Annotated in this window: 18 protein-coding genes and 1 tRNA gene; 4 read left to right on the plus strand and 15 right to left on the minus strand. The window is 70.3% G+C overall.

Features of this window, described 5'->3' with window-relative positions:
• Window positions 1-124 precede the first annotated feature (124 nt).
• Window positions 125-1,099, minus strand: coding sequence for a hypothetical protein (locus BK819_RS09340; RefSeq protein WP_143049270.1), 975 nt, complete (start codon window positions 1,097-1,099; stop codon window positions 125-127).
• Between the two features lie 240 nt (window positions 1,100-1,339).
• Here BK819_RS09340 and BK819_RS09345 point away from each other — a divergent pair, with 240 nt between their 5' ends.
• Window positions 1,340-2,020, plus strand: coding sequence for a YqaJ viral recombinase family protein (locus tag BK819_RS09345; RefSeq protein ID WP_071328907.1), 681 nt, complete (start codon window positions 1,340-1,342; stop codon window positions 2,018-2,020).
• Window positions 2,021-2,061: 41 nt separating this feature from the next.
• Here BK819_RS09345 and BK819_RS09350 read toward each other — a convergent pair whose 3' ends face one another.
• Window positions 2,062-2,946, minus strand: coding sequence for a LysR family transcriptional regulator ArgP (locus tag BK819_RS09350; protein WP_177173820.1), 885 nt, complete (start codon window positions 2,944-2,946; stop codon window positions 2,062-2,064).
• A gap of 69 nt (window positions 2,947-3,015) precedes the next feature.
• Here BK819_RS09350 and lysE point away from each other — a divergent pair, with 69 nt between their 5' ends.
• Window positions 3,016-3,669, plus strand: a complete 654-nt coding sequence (lysE, locus tag BK819_RS09355; RefSeq protein WP_071328909.1) for an L-lysine exporter — start codon at window positions 3,016-3,018, stop codon at window positions 3,667-3,669.
• Between the two features lie 4 nt (window positions 3,670-3,673).
• Here lysE and BK819_RS09360 read toward each other — a convergent pair whose 3' ends face one another.
• The 9 genes from BK819_RS09360 to BK819_RS09400 all read right to left on the minus strand — a co-directional run bounded on the left by BK819_RS09360 (window position 3,674) and on the right by BK819_RS09400 (window position 9,402).
• Window positions 3,674-4,030, minus strand: coding sequence for an iron chaperone (locus tag BK819_RS09360; RefSeq protein WP_071328910.1), 357 nt, complete (start codon window positions 4,028-4,030; stop codon window positions 3,674-3,676).
• Between the two features lie 40 nt (window positions 4,031-4,070).
• Window positions 4,071-4,874 (minus strand): amino acid ABC transporter ATP-binding protein, encoded by an 804-nt coding sequence (locus BK819_RS09365; protein WP_071328911.1) that lies wholly within the window; start codon window positions 4,872-4,874, stop codon window positions 4,071-4,073.
• Window positions 4,861-5,526, minus strand: a complete 666-nt coding sequence (locus BK819_RS09370) for an amino acid ABC transporter permease (RefSeq protein ID WP_025102334.1) — start codon at window positions 5,524-5,526, stop codon at window positions 4,861-4,863. Before BK819_RS09370 ends, BK819_RS09365 begins: the two co-directional genes overlap by 14 nt.
• 3 nt (window positions 5,527-5,529) lie before the next feature.
• Window positions 5,530-6,345, minus strand: a complete 816-nt coding sequence (locus tag BK819_RS09375; RefSeq protein WP_071328912.1) for an amino acid ABC transporter substrate-binding protein — start codon at window positions 6,343-6,345, stop codon at window positions 5,530-5,532.
• 198 nt (window positions 6,346-6,543) lie between these two features.
• Window positions 6,544-7,233 (minus strand): 50S ribosomal protein L1, encoded by a 690-nt coding sequence (gene rplA, locus BK819_RS09380; RefSeq protein WP_025102336.1) that lies wholly within the window; start codon window positions 7,231-7,233, stop codon window positions 6,544-6,546.
• Between the two features lie 11 nt (window positions 7,234-7,244).
• The gene (gene rplK, locus BK819_RS09385) at window positions 7,245-7,676 is read right to left on the minus strand and encodes a 50S ribosomal protein L11 (protein ID WP_025102337.1); all 432 of its coding nucleotides are present in this window, start codon (window positions 7,674-7,676) and stop codon (window positions 7,245-7,247) included.
• Between the two features lie 264 nt (window positions 7,677-7,940).
• On the minus strand, window positions 7,941-8,975 hold the full coding sequence (gene nusG, locus BK819_RS09390; RefSeq protein ID WP_025102338.1) for a transcription termination/antitermination protein NusG: 1,035 nt from the start codon (window positions 8,973-8,975) through the stop codon (window positions 7,941-7,943).
• Between the two features lie 42 nt (window positions 8,976-9,017).
• Window positions 9,018-9,290, minus strand: coding sequence for a preprotein translocase subunit SecE (gene secE, locus BK819_RS09395; RefSeq protein ID WP_025102339.1), 273 nt, complete (start codon window positions 9,288-9,290; stop codon window positions 9,018-9,020).
• A gap of 39 nt (window positions 9,291-9,329) precedes the next feature.
• Window positions 9,330-9,402, minus strand: a tRNA-Trp gene (locus BK819_RS09400).
• A gap of 192 nt (window positions 9,403-9,594) precedes the next feature.
• Between BK819_RS09400 and BK819_RS09405 the strand changes: the two genes are divergently transcribed.
• Complete coding sequence (locus tag BK819_RS09405) at window positions 9,595-11,415, plus strand: HSP90 family protein (RefSeq protein ID WP_071328913.1); 1,821 nt, start codon at window positions 9,595-9,597, stop codon at window positions 11,413-11,415.
• Window positions 11,416-11,443: 28 nt separating this feature from the next.
• Complete coding sequence (locus tag BK819_RS09410; RefSeq protein ID WP_071328914.1) at window positions 11,444-14,236, plus strand: hypothetical protein; 2,793 nt, start codon at window positions 11,444-11,446, stop codon at window positions 14,234-14,236.
• 62 nt (window positions 14,237-14,298) lie between these two features.
• Here BK819_RS09410 and poxB read toward each other — a convergent pair whose 3' ends face one another.
• The 4 genes from poxB to BK819_RS09430 form a co-directional block, all read right to left on the minus strand.
• Entirely contained in the window at window positions 14,299-16,023 is a 1,725-nt protein-coding gene (gene poxB / locus BK819_RS09415) for a ubiquinone-dependent pyruvate dehydrogenase (RefSeq protein ID WP_071328915.1), read from the minus strand.
• A gap of 40 nt (window positions 16,024-16,063) precedes the next feature.
• Window positions 16,064-16,501, minus strand: coding sequence for a pyridoxamine 5'-phosphate oxidase family protein (locus BK819_RS09420; protein WP_071328916.1), 438 nt, complete (start codon window positions 16,499-16,501; stop codon window positions 16,064-16,066).
• Between the two features lie 122 nt (window positions 16,502-16,623).
• A complete protein-coding gene (locus BK819_RS09425; protein ID WP_071328917.1) occupies window positions 16,624-17,988 on the minus strand; it encodes an NAD-dependent succinate-semialdehyde dehydrogenase in 1,365 nt (454 codons plus the stop codon).
• A gap of 25 nt (window positions 17,989-18,013) precedes the next feature.
• A complete protein-coding gene (locus tag BK819_RS09430; RefSeq protein ID WP_071328918.1) occupies window positions 18,014-19,480 on the minus strand; it encodes an NAD-dependent succinate-semialdehyde dehydrogenase in 1,467 nt (488 codons plus the stop codon).
• Window positions 19,481-19,488 lie beyond the last annotated feature (8 nt).

Consider the following 19,488-nt stretch of genomic DNA (forward strand, 5'->3'; position numbering starts at 1 on the left):
ACTGTACCCCACCCCCACCTCTCCCCCAAATCCCCTGCCGTCGACCCACCCCCTTCGGTGCCTCCCGGCCCCCTACGGCCGCACGCAAGAGGCCGGGGCGCGCGGAAGGGGGTGGCTCGACGGCTCAACGGGCGAAGAGGCGGAAGGCACGGAAGTGCACGTCGGCCGCAGCGAGGGTGGCGACGTGCGCGCTGGTCACCCGGATCACCCGCCAGCCGGTGGTCCCGCGCACCCAGTCCTCGCGGATCTTCTCGTCGAGCACGACGCTCTCCGCGGTGCGGCCCCCGCGGAACTCGTCATCCAGGTACTTGTCCCGGCCGTCGCACTCCACGAAGGTGCGGGACTGGTCGACGGCGATGTCCAGCCAGAACCGACCGCCGCGCGGTGCGTCCACCGGCACCTGCAGCCGCGGTCTGCCGAAGCCGAGCTGATGGAGCCGGTACCGCGTCACGCTCTCCAGCGGAAGCTGCGCGCGACCGTCGGCCAGACTCACGATCCGGCGAGCCTGCACGATGCCGCGGAGCCGTGGACGACGCACCCGATCCGCGAGGTCCGCCAGGAGAGCCTGCTCCGCGGTGTCGTCGAACTCCCACGGGTCACCGCCGACCAGAGCGAGAGCGGCATCGGCTGCCGCGAGAGCCGCCTCCGGAGAGACCGTCCGGGCGAGGTCGACGACCGTCCGGGCGAGGGAGGTGCAGCGGATGCCGTCGCGCTCCACGATGTCGCCGGGTGAGACAGTGCCCTCGTGCCGCAGGATCCCGGACGTGCTGTGCCGACGGTCCGGTGGCGCCGTCACATGGACCCTCGTCGGACGCACCCGGTACAGCGGCAGTCCCCACAGCACCGCGGCCGAGGCATGCGAGAACACAGGCCGAGTCCCCGAGGCCGCGAGGTCGGCGGCCACCACCTCCGCACGGTGCCGGGACTCCGGGGCGAGCTCACTCCAGGTCCGCAGCGCGAGGTACCACCCCCGTCGCACGTGATGCAGCTGCCGCCCCTCCACCGCGGCGTGGAGCGTCCGAGACCCCCACCCCTCCTCCTCCAGCCGCCGACGGCCGAGGAGCATCCCCCGTATCTCGTCCACACTCACCTGTCTCATCCCCCCGACTCTCGCCCCTCCTCTCGCCACTCCCCCGCCTTCCCCCAGTTCCCCACACCCTTTCTCTCCCTTCCCGCTCCTGTGCAGGAAGACACCCCTCGCCCTCGGCCCACCCCCTTGCGTGCGAGCCACCCCCTTGCGCGCGTCCGTAGGGGGCCGGGATGCACGCAAGGGGGTGGGTCGGGCGAGGGGGCGGCGTGTACGGCGGGAGCGGGGGTGGGGGAGAGTTAGAGTCTTCTGGTGACCCCGGAACTCCAAGCTCGCATCGTCGCGGACTCGCGCGACCGCGTGGCCTGGATGAGGGCACGATCGCGCGGCATCACGGCGACCGACGTCGCCGGACTCACCAGCGAGCGCTCGATCGCCCGTGCTGCTGACGCCAAGCTCGGCGGCGGGCCGCGGTTCGGCGGCAACGCCTACACCGACCACGGCCGGCGCCGCGAGCCGGAGATCGCCGCCTGGGTCGCGGCCACGCACGGCATCTTCCCCTCCTCCGCGCTGTTCCGCGCCGAGGTCGAGCACCGCCACCTGGCGACCCCCGATGGCATCTCGGTGGACGCGGATGGTCGCGTCAGCCTCGCGGAGATCAAGACCACCAACAAGGCCTTCCGGGGGATCCCCCGCACCTACCTGCGCCAGGTGTGGTGGCAGCAGCACGTGCTGGGTGCCGAGCGCACCCTGTTCGTGTGGGAGGAGCACGTCGACTTCTCCCCCATCCACGACGAGCCCCGCTGCGTATGGATCGATCGCGACGAGCGCGAGATCGCGAAGCTCGTCGGGCTCGCCACCGATCTCATCGACGAGCTGTACCGCCGCACGACCGGACGCACCGTCCCGGCCCGCTCCGCCTCCCCCGTGGATAGCCGCCGCGAGCAGCTCCGCGAGCGCGACGCCTTCCGCGCTCTCGCCCTCGCCGACTGAGTCGACCGAAGCCCCGCAGCCGCCGGGACGCTCACTCTCCGTCAGGGTTCGCGAGAGAGCACGCGGGCCGCCTCCCCCGCGACCTCGGACGCGATCGTGTCGAGGAGCGCGGAGCGCAGGTTCCATTGCTGCCAGTACAGCGCCACGCGCAGGGTCGGACCGCCGAGCGCCACGAGACCGGGCACCTCCTGCAGTCGCGGCACCATCCCCCATCCGAGGCCGAGACCGACCGCGAGCGCATAGTCGTGCGATGCGGGCACGTAGTGCCGGGGAACGCCGGCCGCCGGCACCCCCCGCGCGGCCAGCCACTCGTGCTGCAGGGTGTCCCGGCGGTCGAAATCGACGAACGGCGCGCGCGCCAGAGCATCCCGGGTCACCCCGTCCGGGAACCAGCGACGGGCATAGGCGGGTTCGGCCATGGCGCGGTATTCGAGCACGCCGAGCGCCGTGACCGTGCAGCCTGCGACCGCCGTGGCCTCGCTCGTCACCGCCGCCATGACCGTGCCCGATTCGAGCAGGCGGGCGGTGAAGTTCTGATCGTCGCGGTGCAGGTCGACATCGATGTCGTGCGCGGCGGAGAGCCGGGCCATCGGAGCCAGGAACCAGGTCGCCATCGAATCCGCGTTGACGGCGAGCGGCACGCTGATGCGCCGCCCCTCGGCACTCCCCTCGATTCCGACTCCCGCGAGAGCATCCTCTTCGAGGAGGGCGATCTGCCGCGCGAGCCGCACGACGGATTCTCCCGCCTCGGTGAGGCGGACCGGCTTGCTGCGCACGAGGAGGATCCGTCCGAGGTGCTGCTCCAGCGCCTTGAGACGCTGACTGACCGCCGACGGGGTGACCTGCAGCCGACGCGACGCGGCATCGAGGGTGCCCTCGTCGGCGACGGCGGCAAGCGTGGCGGCGAGCTCCGGGTCGATCCTCACATCAGTGATGCTAATGGTGCGGAAGGAATCTTCGCTGCACCTCATGCTCAGCCCCCATAGGCTCGACACATGCTCACTGTCCTCGCCGGTCTCGGCCTCGGCCTGTCGCTCATCGTCGCGATCGGCGCGCAGAACGTCTTCGTGCTGCGCCAGGGGATGCGGCGCGAGCACGTCCTCGCCGTCGTGATCGTCTGCGCCCTCTCCGACGCCGTGCTGATCATCGCCGGCGTCGCCGGGCTCGGGTTCCTGTTGTCCGCCGCACCCTGGCTCGTCGTCGTGGCGCGCTGGGCGGGGGCGCTGTTCCTGCTCGGATACGGACTGCTCGCGGCGCGGCGGGCCTGGCGGGGCGGCGAGGAGCTGGTGGTCGACGGGGGCGACGCACCGGTCCTCGAGTCGTCCGGGGGCACCGGCACGCTCACCCGCACCCGCCTCGCCCCGGTGATCCTCACGACGCTGGCGTTGACGTGGCTGAACCCGCATGTGTACCTCGACACGGTGCTGATGCTCGGCTCGATCGCGGCGACGCACGGGGAGGAACGGTGGCTGTTCGCCGCCGGCGCGGTCGCCGCGAGCCTTCTCTGGTTCACCGCTCTCGGCTTCGGCGCCCGCTACCTCGGACGGTGGCTGCGCACCCCGCGCTCCTGGCGGATCCTCGACGCGGTGATCGCGGTCGTGATGATCACGCTGGCGGTGAGCCTCGTGCTCCCGGTGCTGGGCGCCTAGCCCCTCACGCCGCGTCGATCTGCGACACCCGCGCCCGGATGAGCGCGCGGACCGCCTCCACCGGCAGGGGATGCTCCGGCTGGAACCGGATCGTCCCCTTGTCGAGGCTGACCCCGGGGTGACCTGCGAGGAGTTCCGCCACGGCAGCGACCGCCACGGGGCTGAACGGGTAGACGCCGATGTGCTTCTTCGCACGCATCACCGAGAGCAGCGGCTTGCCGGCGTACACGAGCGCCGGCATGCCGTAGCCCTTGCCCTGCTCCGCCTCCGGTACCTCCTCCGTGGCGATCCCATACACGCCATCGATCACCGCACGATCCGCGGCGTCGAGGTCGGTCAGATAGTCGTCGATGGTGCCCACGCACCGCATCCTGCCATCGAATCCCGTCGGGGTCGAGGGCTCACGCGCCGTCGAGGGGCCGGAGGATGCGGGTGAGGAACCGTTGCGTGCGCTCGTGCTGCGGGGCGCTGAAGAGCTCGGCGGGCGGCCCCTGCTCCACGACGACACCGCCATCCAGGAAGAGCACGTGGTCTGCGGCCTCGCGAGCGAAGCTCAGCTCGTGGGTGACGACGGCCATCGTCCATCCCTCGTCGGCGAGCTCCTTGATGACGAGCAGCACCTCTCCCACGAGCTCCGGGTCGAGCGCGCTCGTCGGCTCGTCGAACAGCAGCAGGTCCGGCTGCAGGGCCAGCGCCCGCACGATGCCCACCCGCTGCTGCTGCCCGCCGGAGAGCTGATGCGGCCGCGCGTCCGCCTTGTCGGCGAGACCGACCCGGGCGAGCAGCGCCTGAGCCTCGGCGACGACGTCGTCCTTCGGACGGCCCTGCACCCGCCACGGCCCTTCGATCACGTTCTCCAGCACGGTCAGGTGCGGGAAGAGGTTGTGGTGCTGGAAAACCATCGCCGACCGGTCGCGCAAGGCGAGCCGCTGCTGCTTCGCGACGCGGGGCTTCGGGCGGACCTCCGGTGCGAAGTCGATCTCCGGACCCCCGGCCATCGCGATGGTGCCGGCGTCCGGCGTCTCCAGGCCGTTCAGGGCCCGCAAGACGGTCGTCTTGCCAGAGCCGCTCGGCCCGATGAGCACCACGACCTCGCCGCGGTGCAGGGTGAGGTCGAAGCCGCGGAGCACCTCGGTGGCGCCGAAGCTCTTGTGCAGCCCGCGGGCGGTGAGCAGCGGTCCGGTCGTGGGGTCAGTGCGCGACACGGCTGTCGAGCCTCCTCTCCAGGGCGCTCTGCCCGAAGGAGAGCACCAGGCAGATCACCCAGTAGACGAGCGCCGCGGCAAGATACACCACCATGAACTCAAGTGTGGTGGAGGCGATCTGCTGCGCCACCTTGAACAGCTCCGTCACGAGGATCAGCGACGTGAGGGAAGTGTCCTTCACGAGCGAGATGAACGTGTTGGACAGCGGCGGCACCGACACCCGGGCGGCCTGCGGCAGGATGATGCGGGTCAGCGTGCGGGTGCGGTTCATCCCGACCGTGTACGCGGCCTCCCACTGCCCCTTCGGCACCGAGAGGATCGCCGCCCGCACGACCTCGGCGCCGTAGCCGCCGACGTTGAGCGAAAGGGCGATGATGGCGCTCGGCCACGGATCGAGGGTCACCCCGACGGACGGCAGTCCGTAGAAGATCACGAAGAGCTGCACGAGCATCGGCGTTCCGCGGATCACCGAGATGTAGAACCGCGCGATGCCGGACACGACCGGATGCACCGAGATCCGCATCAGCGCCATGCCGATCGCGATCACGAGCCCCAGGGCGAACGACACCAGGGCGAGCGGGATCGTCGCCGTCAGCCCCGCCCAGGCGATCGGGCCGAGCGAGGAGAAGAAGAGCTCCCAGGGATTCTGCATCGCCTACTGCGAGACGTCTTCGCCGAAGTACTTCTCGCTGATCTCGGCCAGGGTGCCGTCGGCCCGGAGCTTGTCGAGCGCTTCGTCGACCGCATCGACGAGCGCCTCCTTGTCCTTCGTGAACACGAAGGCCTGCTCCCCGGCTTCGTCGGTCTCCGCGGCGATCTTCAGGCCCGTCGGGCTGTTGGTCGTCTCATAGTCGAGGAAGGTCAGCTTGTCGTTGACGGTCGCGTCCACACGCCCCTGGCGGAGGAGCTCCACGGCCTGCGCCCAGCCCTCGACGCCCTCGACCTTGGCGCCGGACTCTGTGGCCAGCTCGTACCAGTTGCTCGTGAGGGATTGGGCCGTCGTCTTGCCCTCGAGGTCGTCGAAGGACGAGATGGAGTCGTCGTCCTCCTTGACCACGATCACGCCGGGCGACACCGTGTACGGGGCGCTGAAGAGGTACTTGGCCTCGCGCTCGTCGTTGATCGACACCTGGTTCGCGATCACGTCGAAGCGGCCGGCATCGAGTCCCGCGAAGATCGCGTCCCACTGCGTCTCCTGGAACTCGACCTTCAGGCCGAGCTCGTCGGCGACGGCCTGGATGATCTCGACGTCGTAGCCGGTGAGGTCACCGGAGCCGCCGTCGTCGTGGAAGCTGAACGGGCGGTAGGTGCCCTCGGTCGCGACCGTCAGCGTGCCGTCCTTCACCAGGCCGAAGTCGGAGCCGGCGGCGCTCTCGCCGTCGGTGCTCGTGGGCGTGCTCGATCCGCTGCAGGCGGTCAGGGCCGCGGCGGCGACGACGAGTGCGGTGACGGCGATGAGACGACGGGACATGGACCCTCCTGGGGCGAGAAAGCGCGGATGCGAGTTTACGCGACGACCGCGGGAACTCCCCCACAGTACGCGTCGCCTCCGACCTTCCCCGCATTGGATGACGCCGGATGTCGGGGGCGCGACGCCTCCGGGAACGCAGAACGCCCCCGGGCGGACCCGGGGGCGTTCGGTGCGACGGGTGCGAGACCCGGCGACGCGTCAGATGGCGTTGACGTCCAGCGGGATGCCGGGGCCGAACGTGGTCGACACCGCACCCTTCTGGATGTAACGGCCCTTGGCGCTGGACGGCTTGAGGCGGACGATCTCCTCGAGAGCGGCGTCGATGTTCTCGTTCAGCTGCTCGGCCGAGAACGAGGCCTTGCCGATGACGAAGTGCACGTTGGCGTGCTTGTCGACGCGGAACTCGATCTTTCCGCCCTTGATCTCCTCGACGGCCTTGGCCGGGTTCGGAGTCACGGTTCCGGTCTTCGGGTTCGGCATCAGGCCACGGGGACCGAGCACCTTGCCGAGACGGCCGACCTGGCCCATGAGCTCCGGGGTCGAGACCGCGGAGTCGAAGTTGGTCCAGCCGTCGGCGACCTTCTGGATGAGCTCGGCACCGCCGACCTCATCGGCGCCGGCCGCGATCGCAGCCTCGGCCGCGGGGCCGGTGGCGAACACGATGACGCGGGCGGTCTTACCGGTGCCGTGGGGCAGGATGACGGTGCCGCGCACCATCTGGTCCGCCTTGCGGGGGTCGACGGCGAGCTTCAGCGCGACCTCGACGGTCGAGTCGAACTTCGCCGAACCGGTCTCCTTCGCGAGCGCGACGGCCTCGGACGGCGTGTAGAAACGGTCTGCCTCGATCTTCTCGGCGGCAGCCTTGTAAGCCTTGGACTTGGTAGCCATGATTATTCTCCTCAGCCCTCGACCGTGATGCCCATGGAACGGGCGGTGCCGGCGATGATCTTCGAGGCGGCCTCGATGTCGTTCGCGTTCAGGTCGGCCTGCTTCTGCTCGGCGATCTGACGGACCTGGTCCTTGGTGATCTTGCCGACCTTGACGGTGTGCGGGGTGGCCGAGGCCTTCTGCACGCCGGCCGCCTTCTTGATGAGCTCCGCCGCGGGCGGGGTCTTCAGGACGAAGGTGAAGCTGCGGTCCTCGTAGACGGTGATCTCGACGGGGATGACGTTGCCGCGCTGCGACTCGGTCGCGGCGTTGTACGCCTTGCAGAACTCCATGATGTTGACGCCATGCTGACCGAGCGCGGGGCCGATCGGCGGCGCCGGGTTGGCGGCACCGGCGTTGATCTGAAGCTTGATCAGGCCGGTCACCTTCTTCTTCGGTGCCATTCTCTTTCCTTTCCTCGAGGCGGATGCGAGCATCCGCTTCTCCCACGGCTCCGGCCTCTCCGGCCCGTGGTCGTCTCTGTGCACGCCGAAGCGGCACACAAACCACGTAAGTCTACCCGATCACTCCCCCACTCGCGAGCCGGCCCCTTTCGCGCGAGCCGGCCCTGTGCGTGCGTCCGCAACGGGCCGGGAGACACGAAAGGGGGTGGGGCGGGGGAAAAGAGAACGGCCGCCTCGGAAGAGGCGGCCGTTCTCGTGACAGTGTCAGATCATCTTGGTGACCTGGTCGAACGACAGCTCGACCGGGGTCTCGCGCTCGAAGAGGGAGACGAGCACCGTGAGCTTGCCGCTCTCGGGCTTGATCTCGCTGATCGAACCCGGAAGACCCGCGAACGAGCCCTCCTTGATCGTGATGGTCTCGCCGACCTCGAAGTCGACCTCGGCGGGAAGCGGACGGGCGACGGCGACGCCCCCCTTGGCCGCGATGTTCTTGGCGGTCGGGACGTCCTTGACCTCGACGAGGGACTTCAGCATGTTGAAGGCCTCTTCGAAGCGCAGCGGCGTCGGGTTGTGCGCGTTGCCCACGAAGCCGGTGACGCCGGGGGTGTGCCGCACGACCGACCAGGTGTCTTCCGTGAGCTCCATGCGCACCAGCACGTAGCCGGGGATGCGCACGCGGGTGACCATCTTGCGCTGGCCGTTCTTGATCTCGACGACGTCCTCCATCGGGACCTCGACCTGGTAGATCTCGTCCTCGACCTCGAGCGTCGACTTGCGCTGCTCGATGTTCGCCTTGACCTTGCGCTCGAAGCCGGCGTACGAGTGGATGACGTACCACTTGCCCGGGAGCATGCGCAGGTCCATGCGGAAGGCCTCGTACGGGTCTTCCTCGGACGCCGATTCGTCCTCGTCCGACTCGGCGGCGGGACGGTCGTCCTCGCCGTTCACGTCGGGACCCTCGTACGGGGTGACCTCGTCGGCTGCTTCGGCCTCCTGCTCCGCGACCTCTTCGGCCACGGAATCGTTGAGGACCTCGGCGGCGGCTTCGGACTCCGCGGCTTCGTCCAGGTTCAGAGCGTCGTTCACGATGGCGTCCGCCTCCGGGTCGTCGATGTCGATGTCGATGTCTTCCGTCTCCTGCTCGCCGTCCTCGTCCTCGACGTGGACCGCGACGTGCTCGGCAGAGGTGACCGAGAGCTCCTCGGCGGCGAGCACGTTGCCCTCCTGGGCCTCGTCCTCCTCGCTGGACTGCTCTGCGGCGGTCGCCCAGTCGGCGTCGTCGGAATATCGTTCAGACACGTTGCTTCTTCTCCATAGCTGCGGCGGTTGCCGCGGGGGTCATCAGCCAGGGATTCCGAACACGTAGTGCGTCAGGAGCCCGAAGACGTAGTCGAGACCGTAGACGATGCCCATGACGATCAGGACGAAGACGAGCACCACACCCGTGAACTTGAAAAGCTCCTTGCGGGTCGGGGTGACGACCTTGCGCAGTTCGGCGATGACCTGGCGGATGAACAGGGCGATGCCCCCGAAGAACCGGGAGAAGGGGTTGCCCTTCTTCTGGCGCGTGGCGCCGGCCGCGACGACGTCGCCGCGCGGTTCGTCCTGATCCATCCTGAATGTACCTTTCGTGTGTCAGCGTGCGCTGACGCGCAGGGCGGACAGGAATCGAACCTGCAACCTGCGGTTTTGGAGACCGCTGCTCTGCCAATTGAGCTACCGCCCTAGAGACCCGGAGGTCTCGGGGATGCCCTCCCCACCCTGCCACCGGCCGATGTCGTAGACGCCAGGCACGGCGAAAGAATGCAGAGAACAACTGCTCACCAAGCATACGGCATCGATCCGGTGGTGCCGAACAGGAAGCGGAACCGGCGTTGTTGCTAGGCTCGGCGGGCGGACGAAGCAGGAAGGGACGCATGTGAGTGGGGATGTGCAGCAGTTCCAGGTGGACCTGCGCGGAGTCGTCGATCTGCTCAGCCGGCACATCTACTCCAGCCCCCGGGTCTATCTGCGGGAACTGCTCCAGAACGCGAGGGACGCGATCGCCGCGCGCCGTGAGGTCGACGGCGGCGGCAGCCGCATCCGGATCACGCCGCTGACCGTGCAGTCGGGCGAGTTCGTGCTCCGCGACGACGGCGTGGGATTGACCGCCGCCGAGGTCGCCGATCTGCTCGCGACCGTCGGGCGCAGCTCCAAGCGGGACATCTTCGACCTCCCTCGGAGCGACTTCCTCGGCCAGTTCGGTATCGGGCTGCTGAGTTGCTTCATGGTCGCCGACACCATCGTCATCCGCTCCCGCAGCGCCAGAGGCGGCTCCGCGGTGGAGTGGACGGGCAGCGCGGACGGCACCTTCCGCGTCACGGAGATCGACGACGACCTCCCGATCGGCACCAGCGTGCACCTCGTGCCGCGCTTCGACGCCGACGAGCTGCTGCGGCCGGCGGCCGTGCACGAGCTCGCGACCACGTTCGGGGAGTTCCTGCCGGTGCGGGTGACCATCGACGCGCCCGGTGGGGACATCGACGTGACGCGCGAGCCTCCTTTCCTCGACCCCGCCGCCGACGTCGAGGCGGCCGTGCAGTACGGTCGCGACCTGCTCGGGGCCGCCCCGCTGGACGTGATCCCGCTGAGCGAGCCGGCGACCGGGACGCAGGGCCTGGCGTACGTCCTGCCCTTCGCTCCTCCGCCCGGCGCCCGGCAGGCGACCCGCATGTACCTCGGACGCATGCTGCTGTCCGAACGCGTCGACGACGTGCTGCCCGACTGGGCCTTCTTCGTTCGCGCCGTCGTCGACTCCACCGGCCTCGCGCCGACCGCGAGCCGCGAGTCCCTCGTCGAGGACACGGCCCTGGAGCACGTCAGGGAGCAGCTGGGTGCCGGGATCCGCCGCTGGGTGCTCGAGCTCGGGCTGCGCGAACCGCATCGCCTCGCGCAGTTCGTCGCGGTGCACGAGGTCGGACTCAAGTCCCTGGTGCGCCACGACGAAGAGCTCGCGCGCTTCATCACCCGCTGGCTCACCGTGGAGACGACGCACGGCACGCTGCGGATCGGCGAGCTCGTGGAGCGTTACCCTCACGTGCGCTACGCCCAGACCGTGGACGAGTTCCGCCAGGTGGCGGGCATCTCTCCCTCGGACGAGGTGCTCGTCAACGGCGGCTACCTCTATGACGCGGATCTGATCCGCCTGCTCCCCGACCTCTACCCGCAGGTCACGGTGGAGAAGGTCGACGTGACCGGGGAACTCGACCGCCTCGACCCGCCGCCGCTGGACGACCGGGACATCGCGATGTCGCTGGAGTCCCGCGCCGGCGCCGTGCTCGCCGCGTCCGACTGTGCCGTCGTCGTCAGAGCGATCGATCGCCCCGAGTTGACCGGACTCTACGTCGCGGACCCCGAGGTGCTGCGCACGATCGACCGCGGGCGCACCAAGGGCATCGCGAGCACGCTCTGGGGCGGGGTGCTCGACCGGATCGATCAGACGCTCTCCTCCGCACGGGACGACGACCTCACGGCGCGACTGTGCCTGAACTGGTCGAACCGCGTCGTCCGCGCCCTCGTCCGCGTCGAGGACGACGCCGTGTTCGCGCGCACGGTCCAGCTGCTCTACATCCAGGCGCTCCTCGCAGGACACCACCCGCTCTCTGACGCCGATCGGGCGCTCATGACCAGCGCCCTCTCCGACCTCGTCTCGCTCTCCGCCGGCATCGAGGGGGACACGCTTCCCTTCGACGCGCGCTGACACCCCCGACTACCCGAAAGGGCCCTCCATGGCACGTCCGAAGAAGCGCTTCCAGCAGCTCATCGAGGAGATCGATCGCACCCCCTGGGGCCCAGCCGAGCAGGCCCTCGTGGCGGAAGCCGTCGCGCTGGCCATCGAGATCGGCGACGAACGGCTGGAGTACGAGGCCCGGATGCGTCTGACCGCGTCGGCGAACATGGTCGGGGCCACCGACGTCATGCTCAACTCCTTTGCCTGGTGCCTCGCGCACCACGACGCCGACCCGCAGCGGTTCCCCGCCGACCTCGACAACGGCGGCGCCGACCTCATGTGGCAGTTCAAGTGGATGGCGTCGTCCCTGCGCTCCTCCCCCGCCTTCTCGCAGGAGCAGATCGCCGCGGTGCTCGACGACATGGAGGCGCACTACCGCGCCGCAGGGCTCGGCCTCAGCGGCGTGCTGACCGCCCGTTTCGAGGATGCCTGGGACGCGGGCCGGTTCGACGCCGCCGAAGCCCTGCGCGTGCAGCTCGAGGCCACGCCGCGCGACGAGCACAGCCACTGCGACGCGTGCAGCCGCAGCCAGTTCGCGGGCTTCTTCGCGGAGACCGACCGCGACGCCGACGCCATCCGCCTCGTCGAGGAGATGATCGAAGGCGGCTTCTCCTGCGGCGAGGAGCCGGAGCATGCGCTCTCCCGCGTCCTCCTCCCCTACCTCCGCGCCGGCCGCACGGAGGAGGCGAAGACCGCGCACCTGCGCAGCTACCGCCTGGCGAAGGACAACCCCGACAACCTGCGCATCGTGGCCAACAACATCGTGTTCGCCGCGATCACCGGCAACGAGGCGCGGGCACTGGCCCTGATCGAGAAGCACATCGCGTGGCTGGCCCACGACGGCCTCAACGTCGACGCGCACTTTGCCGCCCTCACCGCCTTCGCGGTCGCTCTGGACCGCGTCACCGCCGCCGGTCACGGCGACACCCCGGTCCGCGGCGCCGATGCCCCGGCGCTCGTGTCGCTGCTGGGCGCGCACGACGGCCCGTGGAGCGCCGCCGACCTGGCCGCGACCGCCTGGTCGACGGCGGAGCGCATCGGCGCGGACTTCGACAAGCGGGACGGCACCGACGGCCACGCTCGCAGCCTCGCCCGGATGCGTGCTCTCGCCGACGAGAGCTACGACGTCCCGATCCGCTCCGACGCGTTCGTCGCTCCCGCTCCCGCCACCGCTCCGGCAGATCCGCAGGCCTGGTACGAGCGGGCGATGCAGCTCGCGCAGTTCGGCGCCGAGCAGGAGACCCTCGCCGCACTCCCGCACGCCCTGGAAGTCGATGACGCCGCCCAGCGCGCGCAGCTCCTGTCGATGCACCTCGGCATCCTCGTCGCTCTCGACCGAGTGGAGGATGCCGAGCGCCTGCTTCCCGACCGGATCGCCGCGCTGCGGGCCGCCGGGAACGACGTGCAGGCCGACCTCGAGGAGCGTCTGGGCCTGGCGACGTTCGGCCTGCACACCGACGAGACCATGGCGGCGCTCGAAGAGGAGCTGGCTGAGGCCGACCGTCTTCCCGCGTGGTCGCGAGGCGACCTGGCGATCAGCCGCGCGTCGCTGCACCTCCGGGCGGAGGAGCCGGATGCGGCGCTCGACCTCGCCGAGCTCGCCGCCCGCTCGTTCGCCGAGGCCGAGGACACCCGGCTGTCCAACACCACGACGCTCGTGGCGATCGGCGCGGTGCTGAGCAAGGGCGACCTGGACGCCGGTCGCACGCTCCTCGACCGCTTCCTCGCCCAGGACGACCTCTCCGCCGGCCATCGGGCCCACGCGCTGCAGACCCGGGCCCGCGTGCGCGGCGGCACGGGTGCGTACCAGGACGGGGCCGTCGACGCCGACGAGGTGTGCCGCCTGCTCGCCGAACTCGGCGCCACCCGCGCTCTCGCCGACGCGCACGTGCTCGCGGGTGCGCTCTGGGAGGACGCCGAGCAGCCCGAGAAGGCCGTCACGCGCTACCGTCTGGCCGCCCGGCTCCAGGACGAGGGCGATCGCACCGGCGTCGACTTCCGGCTGGCCAGGGCGATGCTCCGTGCCGGAGACGCGGAAGAGGCCGCGGAGCTCTTCGGCGACGTGCTCCAGCGCGAGGAGATCGCCGAGACCCCCGCCGGCTCCCGCGCCATGACCGCCTCCCTCCTGGCGCGGTCGCTCGCCGAGTCCGGAGAGTACGGTCAGGCGGTCGGAGCGCACGGCTACGCGGCCGAACTGTTCGGACAGGCGGAGGCGCACGCCGACCAGGCCATGGCCATGACGGAGCAGGCGAAGATCCTCGCCCGGTTCGAGGAGCACGACGACGCGGTGCGGCTGCTGGAGGGCGCTGCGGACATCGCGCGGCGTGCCCCCGAGGCCGTTGGCGCGCTGTCCGAGGTGCTGCACAGCCTCGGCCAGGCCTACGCAGGCCGGGGTGATGAGCGCGCGTTCCCCCTCTTCGACGAGGTCGCCGCCCTCGCCCAGGAGCACGAAGCCGGCTGGCTGCTCGCCGACGTGACCGACTCCCGCGGCCGCGCACTGGCCCAGCTGGGCCGGATCGATGAGGCCGTCGCCGCCGCCCTCACCGCCGCCGACGGTTTCGCGGCGCTCGGCGACCAGGGGGCGGCCGGCAGCTCGGAACTGTTCGCGGGCCGGGTGCTCGCGGGGAACGACCGCCCCGCCGATGCCGTGCCGGTGTACCGGAGCGCCCTGGAGCATGCCGAGGGCTTCCCGCCGCTGCGTCAGGTGGCGGCGCTGGAGCTCGGCGATGTGCTGGAGGCGCTGGGGCGACACGCCGAGGCCGCCGAGGTCAGGACCCTCGTCGAGAGCTGACACGACACCGGCTCGGGATCCGCAGAGGGTCCCGAGCCGGAGTCGCGTGGCGGAACGCCGCGTCAGAAGAGCTGACGCCAGTTCGCCCGTGCGAGGTCGAGCAGCTCGTCACCGCGACCCGACATGACCGTGCGGATCGCGTAGAGGGCGAAGCCCTTGACCTGCGCGGCCTCGATGGTCGGCGGCATGGACAGCTCCTGCCGCTCGGTCACGACGTCGAGCAGCGCGGGGCCGTCGTGCGCGAGGACCTCGCGGACGGCCTCCGGCAGATCCTCGCTGCGCTCCACCCGACGGGCGAAGATCCCCATGGCCTCGGCGATCGCGGCGAAGCTGGGGTTGTCGAGCCCGGTGCCGTAGGTGACGAAGCCGGCGGCCTTCATCTCCAGCTCCACGAAGTTCAGCGACGAGTTGTTCACCACGATCGTCTTGACCGGGAGCCCGTTCTGGGTGAGCGTGAGCAGCTCGCCGAGCATCATCGCGAGGCCACCGTCGCCGGCGAGCGCCACGACCTGACGGTCCGGATGCGCGACCTGCGCGCCGATCCCGTGCATCAGAGCGTTCGCCATCGAGCCGTGCGTGAACGATCCGATCAGCCGGCGCCCCTCGGTCATGGACAGATACCGCGCGGCCCAGACGGTCGGCGACCCCACGTCGGCGGTGAAGATCGCGTCGTCGGCGGCGTACTCGTCCAGCAGGCGCGCCAGGTACTGCGGGTGGATGGGCCGCGTGCCCTTGGCCGGCACCGCGAGCTCGTCGAGCTTCTTCCGCGTCTTCCGGTAGTGGGCCACGGCGTCGTCGAGGTGGCCGCGGTCGTCCTTCCGCGCGAGGCGGGGCAGCAGGGCTTCGGCGGTGGCCTTCACGTCACCGACGAGGCCGAGGTCGAGCGGGTGGCGCTTGCCGAGCTGGGACCCGCGGATGTCGACCTGGATGGTGGTCGCGTGCTCCGGGTAGAACTGCTCGTACGGGAAGTCGCTGCCGAGGACGAGGAGCGTGTCGGCGGCCTCCATGGCCCGGTAGCCCGACGCGAAGCCGAGCAGCCCGGTCATCCCGACGTCGAACGGGTTGTCGTACTCGATGAACTCCTTGCCGCGCAGCGCGTGGACGATCGGGGCTCCGAGCGCATCGGCGAGCGCGATCACCTCGTCGTGCGCGCCCTCCACGCCGGCCCCGGCGAGGATGGTGACCTTCTTGGCGGCGTTCAGCATGGTCGCGGCCTTCTCCAGCTCCGGGCCGCTGGGCTGGATCAGCGGGCGTGTGCGCTCGATCACCACGGCGCGGTCGTCCGCGATCTCCGACAGCGCCACGTCACCGGGGATCACGAGGACGGCGACGCCGCGCTGCTCGATGGCCGCGCGCATCGCGATCTCCATCAGCCGCGGCATCTGTGACGGGTCCGCGACGTATTCGACGTAGACGCTGCACTCGCGGAACAGCTCCTGCGGGTGGGTCTCCTGGAAGTACCCGGTGCCGATTTCGACGGTCGGGATGTGGGCGGCGATGGCGAGCACCGGCACCCGGGAGCGCTGCGCGTCGTACAGGCCGTTGATGAGGTGCAGGTTGCCGGGGCCGCACGAGCCCGCCACGACGGCGAGGTCTCCGGTGGTGCCGGCGTCGGCCGCTGCGGCGAAGGCTGCGGACTCCTCATGGCGCACGTGCACCCACCGGATCCGGCCGTCCTTGCGGAGGGCGTCCGTGAGTCCGTTCAGGGAGTCGCCCGGGATGCCGTAGACCCGGTCGACTCCGTTGGCGTTCAGAGTCTTGACGATGTTCTCAGCGACGTTGGCCATACCCCGACCCTACGCCCGCCGAGGCCTCCCCGGGCCGGGCTCAGTACTCCTGCGGGCCGTCCCGGTCGGGCTCGGGATCGCGCTGGAACGCGCGGCCGGACACCGATGCCGGGGCGATGCGCACGTACACCCGCTTGTCGGTCGGGATCCACGGGCGCAGGCCCGCCGCCTCCGCCCGCTCGAGGTCGGCGTCGGTCTCCAGAGCCTGCGCACGCCCGCGCACGATGACGCTCCAGGCGGCGGTGTCCGTGTGGTCGTCGACCTCGAAGAGCACGTCGGCGTTGACCGTCAGCTCGAACAGCTTGCTCCCCGGGGCCGTGCGGAACAGGAGCCCTTCGCCGTCGACGGCGTAGTTCACGGGGAAGATGTCGATGGTCTCGCCGACCCTGGTGACGAGCCGCCCGAGTTCCTGGCTGCGCAGGTGCTCCCAGCTTTGCTCCGCGGTGAGGGTCTGGACCGGATCCGTGTGCGCACTCATGCCGCCATTGTGCCTCGTCCGTCCTCGACGCGCACCCCACTGGCCCGGCCCCTCTCGTGCGAGCGGCCCCCTTGCGTGCGTACGCAAGGGGGCCGCTCGGCCGCAAGGGGGTGGGTCGACGGTCAGCCGATGCGGATCAGCTTCTTGTTGACGAACTCGTCGGCGGCCAAGTGGCCGAGCTCGCGGGCCGTGCCGCTGCGCTTGATGCCGCCGAACGGGAGCTCGGGGCTGTCGGCGAGCACGAGGTTCACGTAGACCATGCCCGCCTCGATCCGGTCGGCCACCCGCTCCGCCTGCGCCTCGTCCGTCGTGAAGACGTAGGAGCCGAGACCGAACGTGGTGTCGTTGGCCAGCGCGACCGCCGCATCCTCGTCCGCGACGCGGTACACGACCGCCGCGGGGCCGAACAGCTCCTCGCGGTAGACGTCCATCTCCGGGGTCACGTCGGCGAGCACGGTCGGTGCGAAGAACGCCCCGTCGCGCGTGCCGCCCGTGAGGAGGGTCGCACCCTGGGCCACGGCGGTGTCGATCTGCTTCTGCAGGTTCTCGGCCGCCGCCTCCGACGAGACCGGGCCGAGGACCGTGTCCTCCAGCGTGGGATCGGTCGCCTCGACGGCCGCCATCGCCGCCGTGAACTTCTCCACGAACGCGTCGTAGAGGTCGTCGACGATGATGAAGCGCTTGGCGCCGTTGCAGGCCTGACCGTTGTTGTCGAGCCGCGCGTCCACACCCGCCTGCACGGTGGCGTCGAGGTCGTCGGTGGAGAGCACGATGAACGGGTCGGACCCGCCGAGCTCCAGCGCGACCTTCTTGAGATTGCGCCCGGCGACCTCGGCGACCGCGGCGCCGGCGCGCTCGGAGCCGGTCAGCGACACGCCCTGCACCCGCCAGTCCGCGATCATCGCCGCGATCTGGTCGTTCGTGGCAAGCACGTTCTGGTACGCGCCCTTCGGGAAGCCGGCGTCGTGGTAGATCGCCTCGATCGCGCTCGACGACTCCGGGCACTGCGGCGCGGGCTTCAGGAGGATCGTGTTGCCGACGATCAGGTTCGGCGCGGCGAAGCGCACGATCTGGTACGCCGGGAAATTCCACGGCATGATGCCCACGAGCGGCCCCAGCGAGGAACGGCGGATGATCGCCGACCCCTCCCCGAGGATCTTGATGGGCTGGTCGGCCATGATGTCCTCGGCCTGGTCCGCGTAGTACTCCGCGATGTCGGCGGCGAAGTCGACCTCGCCGAGTGCGGCTTCCCGCGGCTTGCCCATCTCGCGCACGAAGATGTCGGCCAGCTCCTCGCGGCGCTCGCGGTGCAGCTCGGCTGCACGGCGCAGCAGCGCGGCACGGTCGGCGACCGTGGTGGAGCGCGACCACTCGCGGTGCGCCTCGTCGGCGGCCGCGACGGCCTCCTCGATCTGCGCGTCGGTGAACGTGTCGTACGACGCCAGGGTCTCGCCGGTGGCGGGGTTGACGACGGCGTAGTCGGTCATGTCTCTCCTCCTCTTGCCGTGCCGGTCAGGAGACCGGGATCAGCGTGTACTTGGTGGACAGGTACTCGTGGATGCCCTCGAAGCCGCCCTCGCGACCGACGCCGGACTGCTTGACGCCGCCGAAGGGAGCCGCCGCGTTGGAGACGACACCCACGTTCAGACCCATCATGCCGGTCTCCAGCGCGTCGATCATCCGCTGACCGCGCTGCAGGTTCTCGGTGAAGACGTAGGAGACAAGGCCGTACTCGGTGTCGTTGGCGAGGCGCACGGCCTCGTCCTCGGTCTCGAAGGTCGCGATCGCGAGCACCGGGCCGAAGATCTCCTCGCGGAGGATCGCGGACCCGGGGACCACGTCGGTGAGGACCGTGGGCTCGTAGAACGTGCCGGTGCCCTCGAGCGCCTTGCCGCCTGCGAGCAGGGTCGCGCCACGCTCGACGGCGTCGTCCACGAGCTCGCCGGCCTTGGCCACGGCGTCCTCGTCGATGAGCGGGCCGATCGCCACACCCTCTTCCGTGCCGCGGCCGATCTTCATGCCGTTGACGCGCTCGGTGACGCGCTTGGCGAACTCGCCCGCGACGTCCTTGTGCACGATGAAGCGGTTCGCCGCCGTGCAGGCCTGACCGATGTTGCGGAACTTCGCGGCGAGAGCGCCGTCCACGGCCTTGTCGAGGTCCGCATCGTCGAACACGACGAACGGGGCGTTGCCGCCGAGCTCCATCGAGACCCGCAGCACGCCCTCGGCCGCCTGGGCGATGAGCTTGCGGCCGACCTCGGTCGATCCGGTGAAGGACAGCTTGCGCAGCCGAGGGTCGGCGATGATCGGGGCGGACAGGGCGCTCGACTTCGCGGTCTGCACGACGTTGACGACGCCCTTCGGCAGACCGGCCTCCTCGAGCAGGGTCGTGAAGAAGATGGTCGTGAGCGGCGTGAGTGCCGGGGGCTTGATCACGACGGTGCAGCCGGCGGCGAGGGCCGGGGCGATCTTGCGCGTGGCCATCGCGAACGGGAAGTTCCACGGCGTCACGAAGAACGACGGGCCGACGGGGCGCTGCGACACGATCATGTGACCGGTGCCCTCGGGGTTGAGGCCGTAGCGGCCGCTGATGCGCACGGCCTCCTCGCTGAACCAGCGGAGGAACTCGCCGCCGTACGCGACCTCGCCGCGGGCCTCGGCGAGGGGCTTGCCCATCTCGAGCGTCATCAGCAGCGCGAGGTCCTCCTTGCGCTCCTGCACGAGGTCGAACGCCCGGCGCAGGATCTCGCCGCGCACGCGCGGCGCCGTCGCGGCCCACTCGTCCTGCGCGGCGACGGCCGCGTCGAGCGCCCGAATGCCGTCCGCGGGGGTGGCGTCGGCGATCGTGCGGATCACCTGGTTGGTCGAGGGGTCCTTGACGTCGAAGGTCGCGCCGGTCTCCCCCTCGATCCACTCCCCGCCGATGAAGAGGCCGGTGGGGATGCTGTCGAGCAGCGCCTGCTCGTTCTGAGTGCTCATGGATTCTC

It is taken from the genome of Microbacterium sp. LCT-H2 (assembly GCF_001866135.1).
In the GTDB taxonomy this organism is placed as follows: Bacteria; Actinomycetota; Actinomycetes; order Actinomycetales; family Microbacteriaceae; genus Microbacterium.

Bases quoted from the DNA above. Each gene is read 5' to 3' on its own strand.
- rplK (WP_025102337.1), bottom strand. From the start codon at position 7,676: ATGGCACCGAAGAAGAAGGTGACCGGCCTGATCAAGCTTCAGATCAAC.
- BK819_RS09375 (WP_071328912.1), bottom strand. From the start codon at position 6,345: ATGTCCCGTCGTCTCATCGCCGTCACCGCACTCGTCGTCGCCGCCGCG.
- BK819_RS09410 (WP_071328914.1), top strand. From the start codon at position 11,444: ATGGCACGTCCGAAGAAGCGCTTCCAGCAGCTCATCGAGGAGATCGAT.
- BK819_RS09430 (WP_071328918.1), bottom strand. From the start codon at position 19,480: ATGAGCACTCAGAACGAGCAGGCGCTGCTCGACAGCATCCCCACCGGC.
- BK819_RS09370 (WP_025102334.1), bottom strand. From the start codon at position 5,526: ATGCAGAATCCCTGGGAGCTCTTCTTCTCCTCGCTCGGCCCGATCGCC.
- rplA (WP_025102336.1), bottom strand. From the start codon at position 7,233: ATGGCTACCAAGTCCAAGGCTTACAAGGCTGCCGCCGAGAAGATCGAG.
- BK819_RS09425 (WP_071328917.1), bottom strand. From the start codon at position 17,988: ATGACCGACTACGCCGTCGTCAACCCCGCCACCGGCGAGACCCTGGCG.
- secE (WP_025102339.1), bottom strand. From the start codon at position 9,290: ATGGATCAGGACGAACCGCGCGGCGACGTCGTCGCGGCCGGCGCCACG.
- BK819_RS09420 (WP_071328916.1), bottom strand. From the start codon at position 16,501: ATGAGTGCGCACACGGATCCGGTCCAGACCCTCACCGCGGAGCAAAGC.
- lysE (WP_071328909.1), top strand. From the start codon at position 3,016: ATGCTCACTGTCCTCGCCGGTCTCGGCCTCGGCCTGTCGCTCATCGTC.
- poxB (WP_071328915.1), bottom strand. From the start codon at position 16,023: ATGGCCAACGTCGCTGAGAACATCGTCAAGACTCTGAACGCCAACGGA.
- BK819_RS09340 (WP_143049270.1), bottom strand. From the start codon at position 1,099: ATGAGACAGGTGAGTGTGGACGAGATACGGGGGATGCTCCTCGGCCGT.